Source organism: Chryseotalea sp. WA131a, assembly GCA_025370075.1.
Taxonomy (GTDB): domain Bacteria; phylum Bacteroidota; class Bacteroidia; order Cytophagales; family Cyclobacteriaceae; genus ELB16-189.
Genome location: CP073016.1, coordinates 3,650,970 through 3,672,370 on the forward strand (window position 1 = coordinate 3,650,970; position 21,401 = coordinate 3,672,370).

A 21,401-nucleotide genomic window follows, 5' to 3' on the forward strand; every position below is an offset into this window, starting at 1 on the left:
CCTTACTTTTACCTTCCAAAATTTTACCATTATGCGAAGACTTGTCGGCATCCTTATTCTCTTGGTTTCTTTCCCTTCCATCGCCCAGCAACAATGGTCCGGCAAGTTTGAGCAGTTGGATCAAACACTGCCAACCCCCAATAGCTACCGCTCGGCCTCGGGCGCACCGGGCATCAATTATTGGCAACAGCGTGCTGATTACGATATCGATGTAGAACTCAATGACGATACCCAACTACTCACTGGAAAGGAGACCATTACTTACTACAACAACGCCCCGGAGGTGCTGCGCTTTTTGTGGCTGCAGTTAGACCAAAATAATTTATCGGATGGGAACATGACTGATAAAACCGAAACCAACCGCGTTCGCGATTCAATACCCGTTAAGTTTTTTCCGTTGGCTACGGATACCTATGGCTACGAGGGCGGCTTTAAAATCACGGCCGTAAAAGATGCCATTACAGGCAAGGCATTGTCTTATCTGATCAACTACACCATGTTGCGTGTGGATTTGCCCACACCTATGAAAACAGGCGACAAGTTCAGTTTTGTTGTAGAGTGGAATTACCGTGAAAAGGATCGGATGAAATTTAGCGAACGTGGTGGGTATGAGTATTTTCCAGAAGACGGAAATTATTTGTACACGGAGGCGCAATGGTTTCCGCGTATGTGTGTATTTGACGATTACGAAGGGTGGCAAAACAAACAATTCATCGGACAGGGAGAATTTGCATTGGTGTTTGGAAACTATCGGGTTAGAATTACTGTTCCTTCCGATCACATTGTAGGTGCAACAGGTGTACTTCAAAACCCAAAATCAGTTTTAACAAAAGATCAAATCGATCGCCTTGAAAAGGCGAAGAAAACATTTGATCAACCTGTGCTGATTGTGACGGAAGAAGAAGTTCGCAAGAAAGAAAAAGAGCGTTCGAAGAAAAAGAGCACATGGGATTTTGCAGCCGAGAATGTGCGTGATTTTGCGTTCGCCACATCGCACAAGTTTATTTGGGATGCGATGGCAGTGAAAGTAAACGACAAGACGCCATTGGCTCAATCACTCTATCCAAAAGAAGGCAATCCGTTGTGGGGCAAAGAGTCCACCATGGCAATTAAAAATACATTGGAAGTTTATTCGGCCCGCACACTCGATTATCCGTACCCAACGGCCTACTCGGTTCATTGTGCTAACCAAGGTATGGAGTATCCCATGATTTGTTTCAATGGCGGAAGACCAAAAAGCGATGGAACATTTTCGCAATCTACCTATGAAGGGATGGTGGGCGTAATCATTCACGAAGTAGGCCACAACTTTTTCCCGATGATTGTAAATTCAGACGAACGCCAATGGAGTTGGATGGATGAAGGGCTGAATTCATTTTTAGAGAGAGAAGTAAAACGCGAACGATATCCCAATGTGAATATTAGCTGGGGCTCACCCAAAGGAATGGCCAATTACATGAAGGGTGATAAAAATTTAATGCGGCCCATCATGTGGCATTCGGATAACATTCCGGGCCGAGATTTTGGCCCTAATGCGTATGGCAAACCGTCTGCTGCACTTACGCTACTGCGCGAGACTGTGATGGGGCCAGAGTTATTTGACAAGGCATTTAAAGAATATGCCCAACGCTGGGCATTCAAGCATCCCAAGCCCGCTGACTTTTTTCGCACGATGGAAGACGCTTCTGCGGTCGACTTGGATTGGTTTTGGAGAGGTTGGTTTTACACCGTGGACAATGTAGATGTAGAGTTGGATGAAGTGAAATGGTTTAAAGTACGTTCAGAGCAAAAGGATTTTGAGAACAAGAACATCAAGGCCAAGCAAGGTGATTTGGCTGCCAAATCAAAAGATAAATTGACCGATTTTAGTGGCGGAGCGCAGGAGTTTACGATGATCAATACCGATGATCGCATGTATGGCGAATTCAAAAACAAGATCAACGATGGCGATGTGCGCAAAAGATTAGCAGACAAGAATTTGTATGAGATTACATTGAAAAATAAGGGCGGATTGGTAACACCCGTGATCATTGAATGGACATTTAAAGACGGCACCAAAGAGATTGAAAAAATACCAGCAGAGATTTGGCGTGTGAATGAAACCGAAGTGAAAAAAGTTTTCATGAAAGATAAAGAAGTGACCAACGTGGTTATTGATCCAGATGGCGCTACAGCAGATGTTAATTTAAGCGACAACGTATTTCCCAAGAAGCCTACGGAGAGCAAGTTTGATCAGTTGAAGAAAAATTGATTTTTAACCACATAGGCACATAGAAAACATAGATTTTTCTATCATGACAAAGAAATACCTAGATGACTTAACTTATCAAATTATCGGGGCAGCAATTGAGGTTCATAAGTCTATTGGGCCAGGGCTTTTAGAAAGCGTCTATCATAAGTGCCTTAAACAAGAATTTTTTGAGAGGGGTCTATCCTATGGGTCTGAATTCTTAGTGCCTGTTGAGTACAAGGGTATAGAAATAGATGCTGACTTAAGATGTGATTTTTTGGTAGAAGATTCAATAGTTGTAGAATTGAAATCTGTGGAGTTAATGGTTCCTGTTTTTGAAGCCCAACTTCTTACCTATATGAAGTTACTTAAAAAGCCAAAAGGCATTTTAATAAATTTTAATTGTTTTAACCTTTTCAAAGAAGGTCAGCGCACTTTCGTAAATGAATATTTTAAAGAATTAGCTAATTGATTCTATGTGGCCTATGTTTCTATGTGGTTAAATTATGGTCAATCAAAATAAACAAATAGGAATCCTTGGTGGCGGCCAGCTCGGTCGCATGCTCATCCAATCAGCCATTGATTTTAATATTCATTTTTCAGTGCTAGACCCAGATGCCGAAGCGCCTTGCAGCAAACTCTCTTCATTTACACATGGCAAGCTTACCGATTTTAATACCGTTGTAAATTTTGGAAAGGAGTTGGATTTGCTTACCATCGAAATTGAAAATGTAAGCGTTGCTGCGCTTAAGGAATTGGTTCGCCAAGGGAAAAAGGTTTATCCGCAGCCAGAGATAATTGAACTTATCCAAGACAAGCGGACTCAAAAAGAGTTTTACCGAAAGAATAACTTTGCCACAGCAGATTATATTTTGACTGACACCAAAGAAGACGTAAAGAAGCAAATCGGTTTTTTGCCCGCTGTCAATAAATTGGGTAAGGAAGGTTATGACGGTAGAGGCGTTCAAATCCTAAGAACCGAAAAGGATTTAGAAAAAGCTTTTGATAAACCAAGTCTGCTGGAGAAGCTAATCGATTTTGAAAAAGAGATTTCGGTAATTGTTGCCCGTAATGAAAAGGGTGATGTGGTTTCCTATCCTGCTGTGGAGATGGTGTTTCACCCCGAGGCTAATTTGGTGGAATATCTTTTTTCACCAGCACAAATTAATAATGCCATCGCAAAGCAAGCAGATGAATTAGCCCGAGGTATTATTCAAAAACTAGAAATGGTTGGGTTGTTGGCCGTGGAAATGTTTGTAACGAAAGATGGCAAAGTACTTGTCAACGAAATGGCCCCCCGTCCGCACAACAGTGGTCATCAAACTATTGAAGCAAATGTAACTTCTCAATACGAACAACAGTTGCGAGCCATTTTAAATTGGCCGCTGGGTGATACACGTATTCTTCAGCCAAGCGCCATGGTCAATCTTTTGGGTGAAGATGGTTACGCTGGAGAGGCAAAATACCTAGGCTTGGAAGAGGTTATGAAAATCTCAGGTGTACACGTTCATCTTTATGGAAAAAAAACCACTAAACCATTTCGAAAAATGGGGCACGTAACAATTGTAGATGCCGATGTGGAAAGTTTAAAAAAGAAAGCCAACTTTGTTAAAGAGACCCTGAAAGTAATCGCATGAGCAAAGCAACTATTGGCATTATCATGGGCAGTCAATCTGATTTAAAAATCATGAAAGAAGCTGCCGAATTTTTAGAAGAGATGAAAATCCCTTTTGAGTTGACAGTAGTTTCAGCGCACCGCACGCCACAGCGCATGGTTGATTACGCTTCCTCAGCCCGTTCACGCGGATTGAAAGTGGTGATTGCAGGCGCAGGTGGCGCAGCACACTTGCCCGGCATGGTAGCATCGTTAACTTCATTGCCTGTGATTGGTGTACCCATCAAATCGTCTAACTCTATCGATGGTTGGGACTCTATTTTGTCCATTCTGCAAATGCCATCAGGTGTGCCCGTGGCTACCGTTGCCTTAAATGGTGCCCGCAATGCCGGCATTTTAGCTGCTCAAATTGTTGGAAGCAGTGACAAGGCAACCGCCAATCGATTGGATGCGTTTAAAACGAGTTTAAAAAAGAAGGTTGAAGAATCGTTTGAGGTCATAGAAAAAAAGGGATGGAAGAATGTGTTGTAATGCAGTAGGAAACAAGAAGACCCCTCGGAATCAAAGCTGTTGAATTTTTTCTTGCAAAGCCCTCATCTTTCTTCTGAAAAAAGAAGGAAGCTCTGACCATTTTTTGAAAAAGGCATTTGAGAGGAAGAAATCAATTTGCCAACCAACAATTTGGGGATACTACGAAAGTATTTTTTGGAAGTGGCCATTGTTTCTATTTGGGCCGATAAAAGAGTAGAAGGAAATGAAACGGATTCCCAAACCGCCTAGGTGTGTGCCTGTCGTTTTATGATGATGATTTGCAGAATAGTATGTCGGGAGTAGAAGGCTTTGTGCTGGATCATTAGGACCTGCTTAACCAGAAACATCTTCTGATTCTTCAGGCTGGTCTTTGCGCGGCACCAAAACTGAAAATAAGATTGATAGCGTAAGGGTAGCAATAATGACGGAAAAGGACAGAACGGGTGAAAGTTCGATGTCAATTATCTCCAAAAGCATCTTAGCCCCAATAAAAAATAGAATAATGGAAAGACCTTTTTGCAATAAGTAAAACTTGTCGATAATCCCCGAAAGCAAAAAGAACATGGCGCGTAAGCCCATTACCGCAAAGATATTGGACGTGTAAATCAAAAATTCACTTTGCGTAATGGCGAAGGCTGCGGGTATGGAGTCAACCGCAAAGATTAAATCAGTAGTTTCGATCAAAATGATTACCAAGAAAAGTGGCGTAAACATGTACTTGCCGTTTTCTTTAATCAAGAATTGTCCGCCCTCGTCATTTTTAGAGATAGGCAAGTATTTGCGGCATAACTTTAAAATTGGGTTTTTCTCAGGGTCGATCTTTTCATCACTGTCCTCAAAGTATATTTTTATGCCTGAATAGATCAGGAAAACCCCAAATATGTAAAGAATAAAATGCCATTTGGCAATGAAGTATGCACCGACAAAAATGAAGATTCCTCTAAAAACAACTGCTCCAAATATTCCCCAAAAAAGTATTCGGTGGTAAAATTCCTCCTTTACTTGAAAATATTTTAATATCAATAAAATGACAAAGATATTATCAACAGATAATGCGTACTCCGTTAAGTAAGCAGTGAAATATTGCACCGTGGCCGTGAGGCCAGAAATGGATTTGATTTGTCCCGACACCTCCACTTCGTAAGGGCCATCTATATAAATGACATAGCCGAATAAGGTGCTGATTATTACCCAAAAAATGGATTGATAGAGAGCTGATTTAGTAGTGATTTTGTGGGCACTTTTATTAAAGAAGCCTAAATCAACTAATAAAAAAATGCCTATGACCAGACCAAAAATGCTATAAATAACGGTTTGTTCAGAAATTTCTCTCCCAAATAAAAGAAATGCCATCATTTGTTAAAATTAAGCCTTTTGTGAAGGTAAGAAAGATACAAATTGAAGAGATTGTACACGTATTAGGGTCGAATCAATTTTCAAAACTACGAATATATTTTAGATGTTAAAGTATCTCGGCTATGATTTAGTCAATTGAAAAAAGGAATCTTAAGAAAGGAGAAAATACATTTTCCATCCCCTTAAAGGGCACTTTTAAGGCTATTTCCCAAATCAATTTTATAAATCAAATGTTTAAGCGAAAGCATACTGTGAAGATTAATTCTTTAATCCTGTTAACTTATCTCTAGTTGAAGTCTTAGTAAGTTAGCATAAATCCCTGTTTCATTGGCTGAAAGTTGTTGATGAGAACCTGATTCGGCCACTTGCCCATCCTTTATTACCAGTATCCGGTCCACCTTGCGGATGGTGCTGAGGCGATGTGCAATCACAATGGTAGTTCTGTTCTCCATCAGTTTTTCAAGGGCATCCTGCACCAATCTTTCTGATTTGGCATCCAGTGAGCTGGTGGCTTCATCCAAAATAAGAATGGCGGGGTCCTTTAAAATAGCTCGGGCGATGGCCACCCGTTGGCGTTGCCCTCCTGAAAGTTTTATGCCCCTATCGCCAACCACCGTTTTCAATTTTTCAGGAAAGCCATCGATAAACTCCCACGCATTGGCTTTTTGTGCAGCCGCGATTACCTCTGCTTCGGTAGCATTTGGTTTTCCGTAGGCAATATTTTCCAGAATGGTACCGCCAAATAAAATAACCTCTTGTGGCACAGTACCAATGTTGTTTCGGTAGGCCGATAGATTGTACTCTTCAATAAGTTGCCCATCTACTTCTATAGACCCCTGTTGAATGGAATATAGGCGCATCAACAAACTGGTGATGGTGGATTTGCCCGCCCCACTGGCTCCCACTAACGCTATTTTTTCTCCAGATTTAATGTGAATTGAAATCGACTTTAGAATAGGATAATCAGTGCGCGAGGGATATTCAAACGAAACATTTTCAAAGCGGATGTTTCCTTGCAACTTGAGTGACTGACTGGGCAAAGGTTGCTCATCTTTGGTATCTAAGATTTCCAAAATCCGTTCTGATGCGCCAATAGAGCGTTGCAGTTGACTGTAAATATCGCCCAATCCGGCAATAGAGGCACCAATGAAGGAGGTATAAAAAATAAACGAAAACAATTCGCCCACGGTAATGATATCGTTTTGAAGCAGGTAAGCCCCATACCAACCCACGGCCACAATGCCACCAAAGAAAGCCAAAATGGTAAACGAGATAAACAATCCTCTGTACTTTGCTGTGCGGATGGCAGTGGTGACCACATCACTCAACGATTTTTTATAGCGAACAATTTCAAATAATTCATTGGTAAACGCTTTTACCACAGCAATAGATTGAAGCGTTTCTTCCACAATCACATTGGATTGTGCCAACTGGTCTTGCGACTTCTTTGACATTTTGCGGATGAACTTTCCAAAAACCAACGCGGCTATCACCAACACCGGAAACGTTAGCAACATGAACAATGCCAGCTTAGGCGTGAGAAAGAAAATCAATGGAATGCCAATCACTAAAATCAAAATCTGACGAAGCAACTCGGCCAACGTAAAAGTGAAAACATCTTGCAGCGTGCCTACATCTGAGGTCAAGCGGCTGGTAAGTTCGCCCACTCTGCGGCTGTCAAAAAATGACATGGGCAACCAAATTATTTTTGAATAGACTGCTTGCCTCAAATCCGCCAACGTGCGCTCGCTCACTTGCGTGAAAGTGTAAACACGAATGAAAGAGAATACGCTTTGAATAACCAAGATGCTCATCAGCGTAATGCCAATCTGGTTGACGGTGGTGAAAATGAAGCTCTTTTTGCCTTGTGCTACGTCCAACATTTGCCCCGCGAAGTAGGGGAATGATAACAATATCCCGCTGGATAGCCCTAACGCTACCAATCCAAATGCAAACATCCACCGATAGGGCAGCATAAATTTAAAGATGCCCGCCAATCGTTTGAATCCCTCTTTATTTACAGGGCGTTTTTCTCCCTCCTCTAAAAAATTTCGTTTTGCCATGCTTAGAAAATAGTACCGCTAATCGTAAACTTCACCGAATCATTCAAAATCATTTTTTGCACACCCGAGATGGAGTATCTCTTCAACATCGACCTGTCTGCCTTTTCTTCAAATTCCACTGTCAGGTTTCGTTTGGTGAAGTAAAGTGCATTTTCTTCTTGATAGACCGATTCAATCTTTTTGAGATGGTGGATATCATTTAAATAATAAAAACGAACAAAATCTACGGGCGATTTGATGTTTGATTGTTGATTGAATTGATACAGCCGGACTTTCAGATTGCTCTTGGTATCTTCTTCATCAGAAATCAAAAATGCTTTTTTGAAAATTGGTTTATTGATGACGTCCAATTGTTGAAAAACATCTAACTCGTGCCGCAATGCTTCTTCCGTAGCTTGAAATGCCGAGGCATCCTGCTTTCCATCCATGACAGCTATTTTTTTGATAGAATCACCCAATGGACTAAGCCATTTTAGTTGGTGGGTAACCAAGCTATCAAAATCGAAATGGGGTTTATTGTAAGTTAAATTGGAGCGGTTGCAAGCTGAAAGCGAAAAAAGGAACGCTAACGGAAGAATATTTTTTATCGTCATCTATTGTTTGCTGATGATTTAGTTCGTCACCAATACTTTTCCCGTCATTTCTTTTGGAATGGGCACTCCCATTATGGTAAGAATGGTAGGAGCCAAGTCGCCCAATTTTCCATCCCCTATTTTTGAATAGGTTTTTGAATCATTCACCAAGATGCAAGGCACCAAGTTGGTGGTGTGTGCCGTGTTGGGTGTGCCATCTTCATTAATCATAATGTCGGCATTGCCATGGTCTGCAATAATGATTATGGTGTAACCATTCTTTCTCGCCACTTCCGTTACCGCCTCATTGCACTGGTCAACGGTTTCGCATGCTTTTACGGCTGCTTCAAATACACCCGTGTGGCCTACCATGTCGGGGTTCGCAAAATTCAAACAAATAAAATCAGCTTCTTTTTTCTCTAGCTCCGGAATGATTTTATCGCGAATGTCGCGAGCACTCATTTCGGGTTGCAAATCGTAAGTAGCCACTTTGGGTGACGGACACATGATGCGCGATTCGCCTGTAAAGGCCTCTTCGCGCCCGCCTGAAAAGAAAAAGGTTACATGCGGATATTTTTCTGTTTCGGCAATGCGGATTTGTTTTTTACCAGCCTTCGAAACAATCTCGCCCAGCGTGTTCACTAAATTATCTTTATCAAAAATAACGTTTACATCGTTGAACGAATCATCGTAGTTCGTGAGCGTAACGTAATAAAGTTTTAATTTTTTCATTCCCTGCTCGGGATAATCTTGTTGCGTCAACGCCATCGTTATTTCCCGCCCTCGGTCGGTGCGGAAGTTGAAACATAGCACCACATCGCCTTCTTGAATAGTGGTTAACGGATTGCCATTTGCATCTACACTGACAATCGGCTTGATAAACTCATCGGTCACCCCAGCATCGTACGATTTTTTGATGGAAGCCAATAAGTCTGTTGATTTTTCGCCAGTGCCATGCACCATCAAATCGTAGGCGAGTTTCACACGCTCCCATCGCTTATCACGATCCATGGCAAAATAGCGGCCCACAACGCTAGCCAACTTGCCCGTGGTTTTGGTAAGATGATTTTGCAAATCCGTTAAGTAATTAAATCCGCCTTTGGGGTCAGTATCTCGGCCATCCATAAAGGCATGAACGAAAACATTTTTTAATTTATGGTTGTGCGCGATGGTGCAAAGGCCTTTCAAATGCTCGAGGTGGGAGTGCACTCCGCCATCGCTTACCAGCCCGATGAAGTGAACCGATTTATTATTTGTTTTTGCGTAAGCAAAAGCGTTTAGCAAAGTTTGATTTTCGTCCAGTTCTTTTTCTTCCACTGCTTTGTTAATGCGCACCAAATCTTGGTACACCACGCGCCCGGCACCGATATTCATATGGCCCACTTCGGAGTTGCCCATCTGCCCGGCCGGCAGCCCCACGGCCAAACCAGAAGCCTCAAGTTTGCTGTGAGGATATTTTTTGTACAACGAATTGATGTAAGGTGTTTGGGCATTGTCGATAGCCGAAACTTTTGGGTTTTTGGCGATGCCCCACCCATCCAAAATCATCAGTAGCACTTTTTTGTTCATAAGGAGTTTTTGAATCGGCCTCAAATATAGTGTTGTTACAGTGTACTACGTAGGTTGGTTCACACATAATAGTATAAAATGCCTTAGCCGTTTGTATTTCTAGTAATAAGTAACTACCGAAGTAGTATCCATAGCAAACAGGTGTGGTCGATACATTGTAGTTGTAAACGATTTTGAAGTTGCACAGTCGGATTCTTTTTTTGTAGCTTCACCAGTTCAAAAGCGAAAGCATGAAGTCGCCAATAACAAGTCAGACACATATGAATCATGATAATATGCGATTCGTGCGCTTTTGGTGGGCTTACCTGACCATTTTACAATAATTCTTACCCGATGAAAGCAAAAATTACTTATGTCTTAATTGGCTTGTTTGCGATATGGTGCATAGTGGCCTCGCAATGGTACTTGTTTGGCATCAAAGGCTTACAAGCAGACCTTGCTCATTTTCAGCCACACGAAACCACCAAGGGCATTATTGAAATTATTACCATACTCCTTGTTACTGTGTTCATTGGCTTTGGCATTGCCTGGTTTTTGCGACAAACATCCATTGACGAGATGAAAGCCGCTATTCAAAACTTTAATCAAGCGAATAACCAGATTAGCGAGCGCGAGCAAGAATTATTGGCACAGATAGAACAGACCGAGGACACATTTGCTCGAGCTAAGAATACCTTTCGGGATGATTTAGCTGCCGCCAGCCACGAAAACGAGCGCTTGAAATCGGAGTTGGCCAGCTATCAGCAAGACATACAATCAAAAAAAGAAGAGCTTCAAAACCTGCGGCCCAAAATGCAATTGGCCGATTTGGAGTTGGGGAGAATTACGATGCAGTTCAGGCAACTTGAAATGCAATTGAAAGAGGCGATTCAAAAAAATCAAGAATTGACCAACGAACTGGCTCAAATACACTCCACAAAATCAGCTACATCATCGCTGGCAAGCGTTCCTGAAAAATCAGCGCAAAAAGAAAAACTGCAAAAAGATGATTTAAAGTTGATAGTCGGTATTGGCCCAAAGATTGAAAAGAAACTTAATAAATTGGGGATTTATACTTTTGAGCAAATTACAGAACTTTCGCCCGAAATGGTTGACCAAGTAAATACTAAGTTAAAATCATTCCCTGATAGAATTGCACGCGATAACTGGATGGGACAAGCAGCTAAGCTTATTAGGCAGTTAAAAAATTAGAAATTTGTTGGTATGAAAAGCCTAAGCGACCAGTTGCCCATCAACATATCGTTACCCAAAATAGCCAACCCCTCTTGCCATCAATCCCGCCAATAGCGGGATAATTAACAGTAACAGTAATTCCATCCGCAGCATCTTAAACACAGCAGATGGAATCTTCACTTTTTCATCTGGATTTCCTTTTCGGCTTTTCAAAAAGAAAACAGTAGGGTAGATGGAAAGCAAACCGATTACCACAAACAAGCTGATTTTGGTATGGAAAATCCAATTCTTGCTGTAGAAATAAGCAGGCTTGCCAATCTCGCCTAACCAAAGCGTAAGCCCTGCTACTAGCAAAGTAATGGCGGCAATACCATACACGGCATCAATTTTTGCCAACCGACTCAATTGGGTGCGCGTCATTTCTTTTTGTAACAATAAATGTTCCGACACAAGCGAACCAACAATTGCAAAAATGCTAATGAAGTGAAGGTAGCGAAGAAAGATTTTGAGGGTCATATTATTTGTGTGGTTTTAAAACGGTAAAGGCGGATGCCGATTGTTCAATTTTCGGTTTGCTAAAGTAAACTGGAAAATGGATGTCGTTTGCCCAACGCTCAAATAAATTTTTGTAAAAAGGATTTCCCACTTCGCCACTTTGGCCCGGACTGTTGGTAAAATATGCACCATCCCAATCGCCCACATCCACCACCATCCTAAAAGTAGCGCCTGCCAATTGATTATCGAGATTAGTGGTCATGCCGGGGGTTGAACCATTTCCACCTCGAGGCATTGGCCCCACCTCAAACTTTTTTCGTGTGGCATCATCTACTACATTGCTAAGCGGATGTTTTATCCACACATGGTGATTCGCGGTTTGCCCATATTGCCATTTGGCTCTATCGGTTCCTAGCTTTTGGGTTAGTTTTGCCAATGCTTCTTCTAACGAAACAGTCAACAATTGATTTCGTTGATCAACACCTACCTTAGATGAATCAGTCAATATCAATATGGTTTTGCTTAGCGGAATGGTTTTGATAAGGTCTTTTACTTGGGCAGGTATCATCTGCTTCGATACATTTTCAATCAATTGCCTTTCCCAAGCTGTGTAGATGGTTGCTTCCACGGAATTTTTTTCGAGGACAAAATTCCATTTCAATAAAATTTGTTTCGCTTCATCCATACTTTTATTTGTCATCAGAATGGGTTTCAGTAGCGGAATTAGTTTTCTAGCCGGCAGTGAGACATAGTCGACTTGCAGTTTCCTCATGTCATCAAGGGAAAATTTCGTTTTGCCGCTCAAGACTTCGTTGATGCGCTGAACTCTAAAAGGGTCGGCCCAATTCCAACCCACGGCATCGCGATACTGGTAATTTTCAGGAATTAAATTTTCGTTAGCTGTTGCCCAAAATCCCTTGGAAGGATTTAGAACATGCGGAAGAGAATCAATCGGGAGATAACCGCTCCATTCATATCGCCCATCGCCCGGCACTGGCACAAGCCCACTCCAATTTTTTCGAATCGGTGCAATACCTGCCGCTTGCCAAGCAATGTTTCCTTTTTTATCTGCCCAAATCATGTTCTCACCAGGAATGTGGCTATAACTCACTGCCGATTTAAATTCTTGTAATGACGTAGCTTGGTCGATGCGCAAGCTGGCCATATAGGGCGCACCGCCCACTTCCATCCAGGCACACCGCACGGCAAAGGCTACATGATTTTTTTCGTCTAAAAAAGTGACGGGGCCATGTCGTGTATATTTATGTTCAACAAATGTGGGTGAAACACCTTTGGCGCGAAGGGTGTCGCGTATCACACGCATCGTTTCCCATCCTCCATTGTATTTGTATTGAAGTGGATTAGTGGGGTTGAGTTCGTACATGTATAAGTCTTCACCATCAATGGCAAAAACGGTAAGCCCCCATGCACCAAAATCGTTGTGACCAATCGACACGCCCGGAATGGTTGGTTCTCCACCACCCACCACGTTCCAGCCCGGTGCATTTAAATGAACCATGTAACGAAGCGAGGGAACAGCAATGGCGCGGTGTGGGTCATTGGCTAATAGCGGATTTCCGCTAGCAGATAATTTTCCGCTTACAATCCAGTTGTTGCTTCCAATAATTTGCCGGTCGTTTTCATATCGGTAGGTATAGTCATCGCCATTCACGGCTGGCTTTACCTTTTTAACTTTTTTGTTTTGTGCCGACACTAAATCTTGCGGCATAAAAGTGATAGGCTTGCGAAAGGCATCGTACAGTTCGGTTACGTTGTTAAAAAGTGTGGTTGCGTCAATGGCTTTATCAATTGTTAAATTAGGTTCACCCGGTTCAAAGTTTTGTATCTCTTTTAATTTTTGTTCGCCAATCAGAGACACTGCTTTTCCATAGGTCAATTCATCGGGCAAATTGCCCAGCAGCCCTTGGTGGCGCGAAACAATAATTTCAGGCGTCCATTTACCAGGTGTTATTCCGAGCAATTTAAATTCAAGCGGAAGCGCTTTTGGATTTTTATTTACCTCACTGATGTAGGCATTAATGCCGTCAGTAAAGGCAGTCACAATCTGCTCGCCTCGCGGATGGTAATGTGCCAGCTCTTTTTTCAAATCGCCTCGGAACTTGAATAGCCTAGCTCCTTGGTCTCGCTTTAGCTCACGAGGCCCCACTATTTCGGCCAGTGTCCCGGTTGCCTGTCTTCGCCACATTTCGAACTGGAATAGGCGGTCTTTGGCCGCACAATAGCCTTGGGCAAAAAATAAGTCATGCTCATTTTGGGCGTAGATATGGTTTATCCCATTTTCATCTCGGATTACCTCCACGGGTTGGCGCAAACCTGCTAACTGAATGGTTTGTTTTGTTTGGCCAATTACTTTTGTACTGACAAAAACAAAGCATAAAAAAAAATTGACGTGTAAAAATGGGGAGATCACAAAATATGGATATGCGGATATTAAAAGTGATTTATTAATTTTTCAAAAATTTAATCTGGTAAACCTTTCCGCCTGCCTCAATCCGTAAAAGATATATGCCTTGCTGAAACTGTTGAACTTGTGCTATGTGAATATCCGCTTTCTTTTCTAACAAGCCCTTTACAACGCGCCCAGTTAAATCAAAAAATTCATATCCTCGAACATCGTCTTGCAGACCTATTATCTCAAAAACTGATTCCACCGGATTAGGTGTAATTGTTAATTCAGAAGTAGTTGACAGGCCCTCTCCAATAGATGTGTTTACATTTGATATTTCAATGAGAGTAGATCTTGGGTAAGCTCCATTGGATCGCGAAAAGTCGATTTTTTTTGCATACAAATTCGTAACTGGATCAAATTGAAATAAAATACCTAGTCCATCCGATCCGCCTTCGCTAGTCATACCGTAAAGTTTTCCATCGCTTGCCTGCATCAGTGACCCCAATGGGTAAGCACCGTCAACATAAGAAAAATCTATTTTTTTTACATACAAATTTGATGTTGGGTTGTACTGAAACAAGACTCCATTTTGGTTTGCTCCGCCTCTTGACATCATACCATATAGTTTGTCATCATTGCCTTGAATCAACGAGCCGCTCGTGAAATATCCACTCGTTGAATTATCAAAGCTAAATCTTACTGAAAACACATTTGCGCTTAAATCATATTGAAATAACGTGCCCTTAGAATTTGTACCTCCAAAATCGGTTAACCCGAAAAGGTTACCGTCACGAGTTTGCAAAAGTGATTGCCGAGCAGAATACCCAAGAGAAGTAGTAAAATCATACTTTTTATTGTACTGGTTGGTAGTTGGGTTATATTGGAACAGAACTCCTGCGGAATTGATTCCACCACTAGTAGTGACACCATAGAGATTTCCATCCGAAGCTGCAATCAGAGAACCCTCGGGATTTGCTCCATTTTCAGTGCCAGCAAAATCAAGTTTTTTAGTGTAGGAATTGGCTACTGGATCGTACTTAAACAATACACCTAAATTGTTAGCCCCACCTAAAAAAGTGACACCGTATAATGTACCGTCATTAGCTTTTGCCAATGAACCGTAAGGCCTCGCACCATTATCTTTAGTGAAATCAACTTTCTTGGAGTAAAGACTTGCAATAGGGTCATACTCAAAGATAACACCTAGATTCTTTGTACCTCCAGAGGTAGTAAAACCATAAAATTTTCCGTTATTAGCTTGAGTAAGTGAACCGAAAGGGTTGGCCCCATTCAAGACACCTTCAAAATTCACCCTTTTTGAATAAAGATTTTGTACGATGTCATACTCGAAAAGTACCCCAGCACCCCCACTTCCACCAGATTGAGCAAGTCCATAAATTTTACCATCTTTGGATTGCATCAAAGTACCTAACGGATTGCTTCCGTTAACTTCCGTAAAATCAAATTTCTTGGTAAATACTCCATTTGTAAAATCATATTTAAATAGAACGCCAAGATTATTTACCCCTCCTTGCGTAGTAGTTGCATATAGATGACCATCATTTGCTAGAATAAATGAACCTTGGGGATCATATCCATTTTCAAAAGTTAAATCTAGTTTTTTTGTAAATGTGTTGGTGGTTGGGTTGTATTTGAAAATAACACCAAAATTCCCTATACCGCTGTTCTGAACCATTCCATACAAATCGCCATTGGGCACAAGAGTAAGTGAACCCAAGGGATTACCTTGAGTCATCACTTGATAAAAATCTATCTTCTTAGTTAAAGTATTGGAATTTAAGTCATATTCAAATATTAACCCCGAACCATTAATCCCCCCATAAGGAGTCATTCCATACATCTTGCCATTATTTGCCAGCACCAAAGAGCTTTGAGGGTAAGCCCCATTTACTTGATCCTTAAAATCTATTTTTTTACTCAGGCTGTTGGTAATGAAATCATATTGAAACAAAACCCCTTGGTTGTTGACCCCGCCTCCAACGGTCAGTCCATACAACTTACCATCGCTACCTTGAATTAAAGAACCTAGTGGGAAGGATCCAATGGTTTCCTGATCGAATTCTATTTTTTTAGAGAAAATGCCAGTAGTTGGATTGTATTGGAAAAGTACGCCCTTATTTTTGGCTCCCCCCTCACGGGTCATGCCATAGAGCAATCCATCACTTGCCAATAATAAAGAACCATACGGATAAGCTCCGTTGGATTGTCCCGTAAAATCTACTTTTTTGGTGATGATGGAACTACCCGGATCATATTGGAACAGAACCCCAGAATTACTGATGCCACCCAAATAGGTCATTCCGTAAAGCATACCATCGTTGGCCTGCACCAGATGCGTTCGCCCAGGTTCGGAACCAAAATGATTGGCATTGACCGTGAAATTATGCTGCACTTCCAAATTGCTTCCCTGCCCATCAGTTTTAAAAATCACCCCTCTATTGTTAACACCTCCAGAACTCGTCATGCCCCAAAATTCTGTGTTCTGAGCGCTCACAGTTAAACCTAAGAAAAAGAAAAAGGAAATAAGTAGTTTTTCCATATTTGATTGAAATTTTACTTTAATGTAATACTTCTCCTTTGAATAATTAATGAGAAGAAATATTTTTTCAAAAATAGTATGCATGCATACTAAATTTCATATACCTTCGTAACCGTTTGCACCGTATGAAGAAAGAAGAGACCGTTGACTACCACATCAAAACCGCCTGGCATGCCATCGCGCGCATGTACAATCAGCAGGCGTTGAAGTTTGAGGGAACTATGTCAATTGGTTATGCTTTGTTGAACATCTCTTCCGAGGAAGGTACACCCGCCATGAAAATTGGGCCGATGATGGGATTAGAACCCAGAAGCTTGACCCGCCTGTTAAACTCAATGGAGGAGAAGGGCTTGATAATTCGGCAGGTAGACAAAAATGACAAGCGTTCCGTAAGAGTTTTGCTTACTAAAGAAGGGAAGAAGATGAAAGAGAAATCGCGCGAGACCGTGCTACGCTTTAACGAAGCTGTTCGCGATGAGATTTCAAACCAAAAATTGAATGTGTTTTTTGAAGTGGTGCAAGACATAAACAACGTTATTGAACGCAGTAGTGTTTACGAGAAACAATTAACCTAGAACTGTTAACTAATTATATGAATCGTTCCATCAAAAAAATGGCTGTCCTCGGCTCAGGCGTAATGGGTTCTTCCATTGCCTGCCACTTTGCTAACATTGGTTGTGAAGTCATGCTACTTGACATTGCTCCGAAAGAATTGACTGAAGAAGAAAAGGCCAAAGGCCTTGCGCTTGACAATAAGTTGGTGAAAAACCGCATTGTGCAAAGCTCGTTCGACAAGTGCATCAAATCGAGCCCTGGGCCGATTTATAGTAAGAAGTTTTTGCAGCGCATTACGCTTGGCAACTTTGAGGATGATTTGCAAAAAATCAAAAACGTAGATTGGATTATTGAAGTGGTGGTGGAAAACCTCGACATTAAAAAGAAAGTTTACGAGCAAGTAGAGAAGTACAGAACCCCTGGCACGCTCATTACTTCTAACACTTCGGGAATTCCCATTCATTTAATGGCCGAAGGCCGCAGTGAAGATTTCAAAAAGCATTTTGCAGGTACGCACTTTTTCAATCCGCCTCGTTACTTAAAATTATTTGAAGTAATACCCACGCCACACACCGACCCAGAAATCACCAAATTCTTATTGCATTATGGTGATTTGTATTTGGGCAAAACATCGGTGTTGTGTAAAGATACGCCTGCCTTCATTGGCAATCGAGTAGGTGTGTGGGGTTTATTGAAGGTAATCGATTCCATGCGCAAATACGATTTGAATGTGGATGAAATTGATAAGTTGACAGGTCCCGTTATTGGAAGGCCGAAGTCAGCAACCTTTAGAACATCCGATGTGGTAGGCTTGGATACGCTCGTGAAAGTGGCCAACAATCTGTATGCTGGCTTGCCCAACGATGAAGGCCGCGATATGTTTAAGTTACCCGAAGTGGTGACCAAGCTGGAGCAGAACAAATGGCTCGGAGATAAAACAGGTCAAGGTTTTTATAAGAAAGCAAAAAGTGCGGATGGCAAATCAGAAATTTTAACGCTCGATTTAAAGACATTAGAATACAAGCCAAAAGCAAAGGCAAAATTCGCAACGCTTGAAACGACCAAGACCATCGACAACCTGAAAGATCGATTTAAGGTGTTGCTAGCGGGCAAAGACAAAGCGGGCGATTTTTACCGCGATTGTTTTTATGGATTGTTTCAGTATGCTTCGAATCGCATTCCAGAAATTAGTGATGAGTTGTACCGCATTGATGATGCTGTGTGTGCTGGCTTTGGTTGGGAACTTGGGCCATTCGAAACATGGGATGCCGTAGGCGCAGAAAAAACCGTGCAAGCCATGGAAGCAGCTGGCTACAAACCAGCAGCATGGGTGTATGATATGATTGCCGCTGGCAACAAAACATTCTATAAAGTAGAGGGTGGTCAGCGCAAGTATTATGATATTCCAAGCAAGTCCTACAAAGTAATCAACAGCAAAGAGGCGTTTATTATTTTAGAAAATCTGAGCGACAAAGTGGTGTGGAAAAATGCCGACTCAAAAGTTACTGACTTGGGCGATGGTGTTATCAACTTCGCATGGCACAGTAAGAGTTATACGCTAGGTAGTGCGGTGGTAGAAGGGCTTAACAAAGCGATCGACTTAGCAGAGAAAAGTTATCGTGGCTTGGTGATTGGCCATCAAGGCGCAGACTTCTCGTTGGGTGCCAATTTAGGAATGGTGTTTATGTACGCCATCGAGCAAGAGTATGATGAGTTGGATTTCATGGTTCGTGCATTCCAAAATTCTGTGATGCGCATCCGCTATTCAGGAGTTCCGGTAGTAGTGTGTCCGCAAAGCAGAACGTTGGGCGGTGGTTGCGAGATGACCATGCACGCTGACTTGGTGCAAGCTGCAGCCGAAACCTATATCGGTTTGGTAGAAGTAGGAGTGGGGCTAATCCCTGGTGGAGGTGGCACCAAAGAATTCACCAAACGCGTAAGCGATGCCTTGCAAGAAGGAGATGTGGAGTTGAACGAACTTCAAAATGCATTTATGAACATCGCGACAGCAAAAGTGGCGTTAAGCGCAGAAGAAGCAAGAGAGATGGGCGTGCTGCGCGCCAAAGACAGAATCTCTGTAAATAAAGACCGTCAGATTTTAGATGCGAAGGCTGCGGTGATTGAATTGGCCGATGCGGGGTATACGATGGCACCACAAGCAAAGAACATCAAAGTGCAAGGTCGTACGGGCATGGCGTTGTTTGCCGCAGGTGTAACTGGCATGAAGATGGGGCGCTACATCAGCGACCACGACATGAAGATTGCGATGAAGATTGCGAACGTGATGTGCGGTGGTGATTTGAGCTATCCGCAAGAAGTAACCGAGCAATATTTGTTGGACTTGGAGCGTGAAGCATTTGTTTCTCTATGTGGAGAGAAAAAGACCCTAGAACGGATTCAGAGTATTTTGACTGGGGGAAAACCATTGAGAAACTAGTAGGCAGTCGGCAGTTTACAGTCGGCAGGGTAATGCATGAGTAAATTGCCAATAGATGCAATAGGAAAGATAGTGACAAGTAATCAGTTGGCAGGCTAGATAGAACAGAATGAAAAGTAAAGGATATAGAAGTCTGATCGTTTATCAAAAGGCATTTGCGCTTGCGATTAGGATTTTTCAAATCACGAAAAATTTCCCAAAAAGCGAGACGTATTCTTTGGTTGACCAAATCAGGCGGTCATCTCGTTCTGTTTGCTCGTGCGTTGCCGATGCTTATCGTAAACGACAATACCAAGCCTACTTCGTAAATAAATGTTCGGATGCGGATGGAGAGAACAGCGAGACAATTGTTTGGTTGGAATTTTCGTTAGCAAGTGAATTTATATCTCAGGCCGAGTTTGATGAGCTTGAGCAAATCGCAGAGGAAATAGGGAGGATGCTCAATACGATGATTGAACACCCTGAGAAATTTTTACCAAAAGAAAAATTAAAAGCAGTAACATAACTTAATAGTAGCTCCAGACTGCCTACTGCCGTCTGCCTACTGCCAACTTTAAATACAGAAATATGGATGCATACATTGTTTCAGGATTTCGCACAGGAGTCGGAAAAGCAAAAAAAGGCGGGTTTAGATTCACTCGACCTGACGACCTTGCTGCTGATGTGATTAAACATCTAGTAAAGTCAGTACCGGGCGTTGAAAATAAAATGATTGATGACCTCATTGTGGGCAATGCGGTGCCAGAAGCAGACCAAGGCATGCAGATGGGGCGTATCATCGCATTATTAGCATTGGGCCTTGATGTGCCGGGCATGGTGGTGAATCGATACTGCGGCTCGGGCGTGGAGACCATTGCAATTGCAAGTCAGCGCATCCACGCAGGGCAAGCCGATATCATTATAGCGGGCGGAACCGAGTCGATGTCACTGGTCCCGGTGATGGGTTTCAAAACAGCGTTGAATTATAAAATCGCAACCGAGAACCCCACCTACTATACCAGCATGGGTTTGACGGCAGAAGAAGTATCGAAGCAATTCAAAATTTCTCGCGAAGAGCAAGATCAGTTTTCGTACGAGTCGCACATGAAAGCGGCTGCCGCTTGGAAGGCCGGAAAATTCAAAGACGAAGTAGTACCCATCACCGTAAAAGAAACCTACGTAGATGAAAACATGAAAAAGAAAACCCGTGAGTTTGTAGTGCAAATCGATGAGGGTATCCGCGCTGAAACTACCGTAGAAGGTTTATCGAAATTAAAACCCGTATTTGCGGTAGGCGGTTCTGTCACCGCAGGTAACTCTTCACAAACATCAGACGGTGCTGCGTTTGTGATGGTGATGAGCGAGCGAATGGTGAAACAACTCAACGTGAAGCCTATCGCACGAATGGTAAGCTACGCAACAGCCGGTGTTGACCCACGGATCATGGGCATTGGCCCCGTGGCCGCAATTCCAAAAGCGTTGAAAAACGCAGGCCTAAAACTCAATGATATTGATTTGATTGAATTGAACGAGGCGTTCGCGGCACAATCATTGGCGGTAGTTAAAGAGTTGGGTATTGATAGAACCAAGCTAAATGTAAACGGTGGAGCGATAGCCGTTGGGCATCCACTCGGTTCATCGGGCGCGCGTCTTTCCGTACAATTGTTTAATGAACTTCGCAGACAAAACAAAAAGTATGGAATGGTAACGGCTTGTGTTGGCGGAGGACAAGGGGTGGCGGGGATTTATGAGTTATTGAATTAAAAAGTTGGCAGTAAGCAGTCTGCAGGAATTCTGACTGCCAACTGGTTACTACCCACTGCCGACTTATCAAGATAAAGTAAAATTTAAAAGCA

Annotated in this window: 16 protein-coding genes; 9 read left to right on the top strand and 7 right to left on the bottom strand. The window is 42.3% G+C overall.

The window, feature by feature from the left end; genetic code table 11:
* The first annotated feature begins 31 nt into the window (after positions 1–31).
* Genes KA713_16835 through purE form a run of 4 tightly spaced genes read left to right on the top strand, consistent with a single transcriptional unit; the run spans position 32 to position 4,376 of the window.
* Positions 32–2,251, top strand: a complete 2,220-nt coding sequence (locus KA713_16835) for a M1 family metallopeptidase (protein ID UXE66105.1) — start codon at positions 32–34, stop codon at positions 2,249–2,251.
* 43 nt (positions 2,252–2,294) lie between these two features.
* A complete protein-coding gene (locus KA713_16840; GenBank protein ID UXE66106.1) occupies positions 2,295–2,702 on the top strand; it encodes a GxxExxY protein in 408 nt (135 codons plus the stop codon).
* A 34-nt stretch (positions 2,703–2,736) separates the two neighbouring features.
* Positions 2,737–3,867: a 5-(carboxyamino)imidazole ribonucleotide synthase gene (locus KA713_16845; GenBank protein ID UXE66107.1), complete on the top strand. Its 1,131-nt coding sequence runs from the start codon at positions 2,737–2,739 to the stop codon at positions 3,865–3,867.
* The gene (gene purE, locus KA713_16850; GenBank protein ID UXE66108.1) at positions 3,864–4,376 is read left to right on the top strand and encodes a 5-(carboxyamino)imidazole ribonucleotide mutase; all 513 of its coding nucleotides are present in this window, start codon (positions 3,864–3,866) and stop codon (positions 4,374–4,376) included. The genes KA713_16845 and purE overlap by 4 nt, the downstream gene beginning before the upstream one ends.
* A 333-nt stretch (positions 4,377–4,709) precedes the next feature.
* Here purE and KA713_16855 read toward each other — a convergent pair whose 3' ends face one another.
* From KA713_16855 to KA713_16870, 4 genes are all read right to left on the bottom strand, one after another.
* Positions 4,710–5,729 carry a TerC/Alx family metal homeostasis membrane protein gene (locus KA713_16855; GenBank protein UXE69170.1) on the bottom strand — a complete coding sequence of 340 codons (1,020 nt, stop codon included), beginning with the start codon at positions 5,727–5,729 and terminating at the stop codon, positions 4,710–4,712.
* Positions 5,730–6,007: 278 nt separating this feature from the next.
* The gene (locus KA713_16860; GenBank protein ID UXE66109.1) at positions 6,008–7,795 is read right to left on the bottom strand and encodes an ATP-binding cassette domain-containing protein; all 1,788 of its coding nucleotides are present in this window, start codon (positions 7,793–7,795) and stop codon (positions 6,008–6,010) included.
* Positions 7,796–7,797: 2 nt separating this feature from the next.
* The gene (locus KA713_16865) at positions 7,798–8,388 is read right to left on the bottom strand and encodes a hypothetical protein (GenBank protein UXE66110.1); all 591 of its coding nucleotides are present in this window, start codon (positions 8,386–8,388) and stop codon (positions 7,798–7,800) included.
* Positions 8,389–8,406: 18 nt separating this feature from the next.
* Positions 8,407–9,936, bottom strand: a complete 1,530-nt coding sequence (locus tag KA713_16870) for a 2,3-bisphosphoglycerate-independent phosphoglycerate mutase (GenBank protein ID UXE66111.1) — start codon at positions 9,934–9,936, stop codon at positions 8,407–8,409.
* Between the two features lie 333 nt (positions 9,937–10,269).
* Here KA713_16870 and KA713_16875 point away from each other — a divergent pair, with 333 nt between their 5' ends.
* Complete coding sequence (locus KA713_16875; protein ID UXE66112.1) at positions 10,270–11,127, top strand: hypothetical protein; 858 nt, start codon at positions 10,270–10,272, stop codon at positions 11,125–11,127.
* 51 nt (positions 11,128–11,178) lie between these two features.
* On the opposite strand, the gene KA713_16880 is transcribed toward KA713_16875, so the two are convergent.
* The 3 genes from KA713_16880 to KA713_16890 form a co-directional block, all read right to left on the bottom strand.
* The gene (locus KA713_16880) at positions 11,179–11,625 is read right to left on the bottom strand and encodes a DUF2214 family protein (protein ID UXE66113.1); all 447 of its coding nucleotides are present in this window, start codon (positions 11,623–11,625) and stop codon (positions 11,179–11,181) included.
* A 1-nt stretch (position 11,626) separates the two neighbouring features.
* On the bottom strand, positions 11,627–13,972 hold the full coding sequence (locus tag KA713_16885) for a penicillin acylase family protein (protein UXE69171.1): 2,346 nt from the start codon (positions 13,970–13,972) through the stop codon (positions 11,627–11,629).
* Positions 13,973–14,069: 97 nt separating this feature from the next.
* Positions 14,070–16,574 (bottom strand): T9SS type A sorting domain-containing protein, encoded by a 2,505-nt coding sequence (locus KA713_16890; GenBank protein ID UXE66114.1) that lies wholly within the window; start codon positions 16,572–16,574, stop codon positions 14,070–14,072.
* A 125-nt stretch (positions 16,575–16,699) separates the two neighbouring features.
* On the opposite strand from KA713_16890, the gene KA713_16895 reads away from it, so the two are divergent.
* From KA713_16895 to KA713_16910, 4 genes are all read left to right on the top strand, one after another.
* Positions 16,700–17,149 (top strand): MarR family transcriptional regulator, encoded by a 450-nt coding sequence (locus tag KA713_16895; protein UXE66115.1) that lies wholly within the window; start codon positions 16,700–16,702, stop codon positions 17,147–17,149.
* A gap of 17 nt (positions 17,150–17,166) precedes the next feature.
* Positions 17,167–19,566: a 3-hydroxyacyl-CoA dehydrogenase/enoyl-CoA hydratase family protein gene (locus tag KA713_16900; protein UXE66116.1), complete on the top strand. Its 2,400-nt coding sequence runs from the start codon at positions 17,167–17,169 to the stop codon at positions 19,564–19,566.
* A gap of 109 nt (positions 19,567–19,675) precedes the next feature.
* On the top strand, positions 19,676–20,071 hold the full coding sequence (locus KA713_16905) for a four helix bundle protein (GenBank protein ID UXE66117.1): 396 nt from the start codon (positions 19,676–19,678) through the stop codon (positions 20,069–20,071).
* Between the two features lie 62 nt (positions 20,072–20,133).
* Positions 20,134–21,309 carry an acetyl-CoA C-acyltransferase gene (locus tag KA713_16910; protein ID UXE66118.1) on the top strand — a complete coding sequence of 392 codons (1,176 nt, stop codon included), beginning with the start codon at positions 20,134–20,136 and terminating at the stop codon, positions 21,307–21,309.
* The last annotated feature ends 92 nt before the right edge of the window (positions 21,310–21,401 follow it).

Bases quoted from the DNA above. Each gene is read 5' to 3' on its own strand.
- KA713_16845 (UXE66107.1), top strand. From the start codon at position 2,737: ATGGTCAATCAAAATAAACAAATAGGAATCCTTGGTGGCGGCCAGCTC.
- KA713_16890 (UXE66114.1), bottom strand. From the start codon at position 16,574: ATGGAAAAACTACTTATTTCCTTTTTCTTTTTCTTAGGTTTAACTGTG.
- KA713_16875 (UXE66112.1), top strand. From the start codon at position 10,270: ATGAAAGCAAAAATTACTTATGTCTTAATTGGCTTGTTTGCGATATGG.
- KA713_16880 (UXE66113.1), bottom strand. From the start codon at position 11,625: ATGACCCTCAAAATCTTTCTTCGCTACCTTCACTTCATTAGCATTTTT.
- KA713_16905 (UXE66117.1), top strand. From the start codon at position 19,676: ATGAAAAGTAAAGGATATAGAAGTCTGATCGTTTATCAAAAGGCATTT.
- KA713_16840 (UXE66106.1), top strand. From the start codon at position 2,295: ATGACAAAGAAATACCTAGATGACTTAACTTATCAAATTATCGGGGCA.
- purE (UXE66108.1), top strand. From the start codon at position 3,864: ATGAGCAAAGCAACTATTGGCATTATCATGGGCAGTCAATCTGATTTA.
- KA713_16895 (UXE66115.1), top strand. From the start codon at position 16,700: ATGAAGAAAGAAGAGACCGTTGACTACCACATCAAAACCGCCTGGCAT.
- KA713_16860 (UXE66109.1), bottom strand. From the start codon at position 7,795: ATGGCAAAACGAAATTTTTTAGAGGAGGGAGAAAAACGCCCTGTAAAT.
- KA713_16865 (UXE66110.1), bottom strand. From the start codon at position 8,388: ATGACGATAAAAAATATTCTTCCGTTAGCGTTCCTTTTTTCGCTTTCA.
- KA713_16900 (UXE66116.1), top strand. From the start codon at position 17,167: ATGAATCGTTCCATCAAAAAAATGGCTGTCCTCGGCTCAGGCGTAATG.
- KA713_16910 (UXE66118.1), top strand. From the start codon at position 20,134: ATGGATGCATACATTGTTTCAGGATTTCGCACAGGAGTCGGAAAAGCA.
- KA713_16870 (UXE66111.1), bottom strand. From the start codon at position 9,936: ATGAACAAAAAAGTGCTACTGATGATTTTGGATGGGTGGGGCATCGCC.
- KA713_16835 (UXE66105.1), top strand. From the start codon at position 32: ATGCGAAGACTTGTCGGCATCCTTATTCTCTTGGTTTCTTTCCCTTCC.
- KA713_16855 (UXE69170.1), bottom strand. From the start codon at position 5,729: ATGGCATTTCTTTTATTTGGGAGAGAAATTTCTGAACAAACCGTTATT.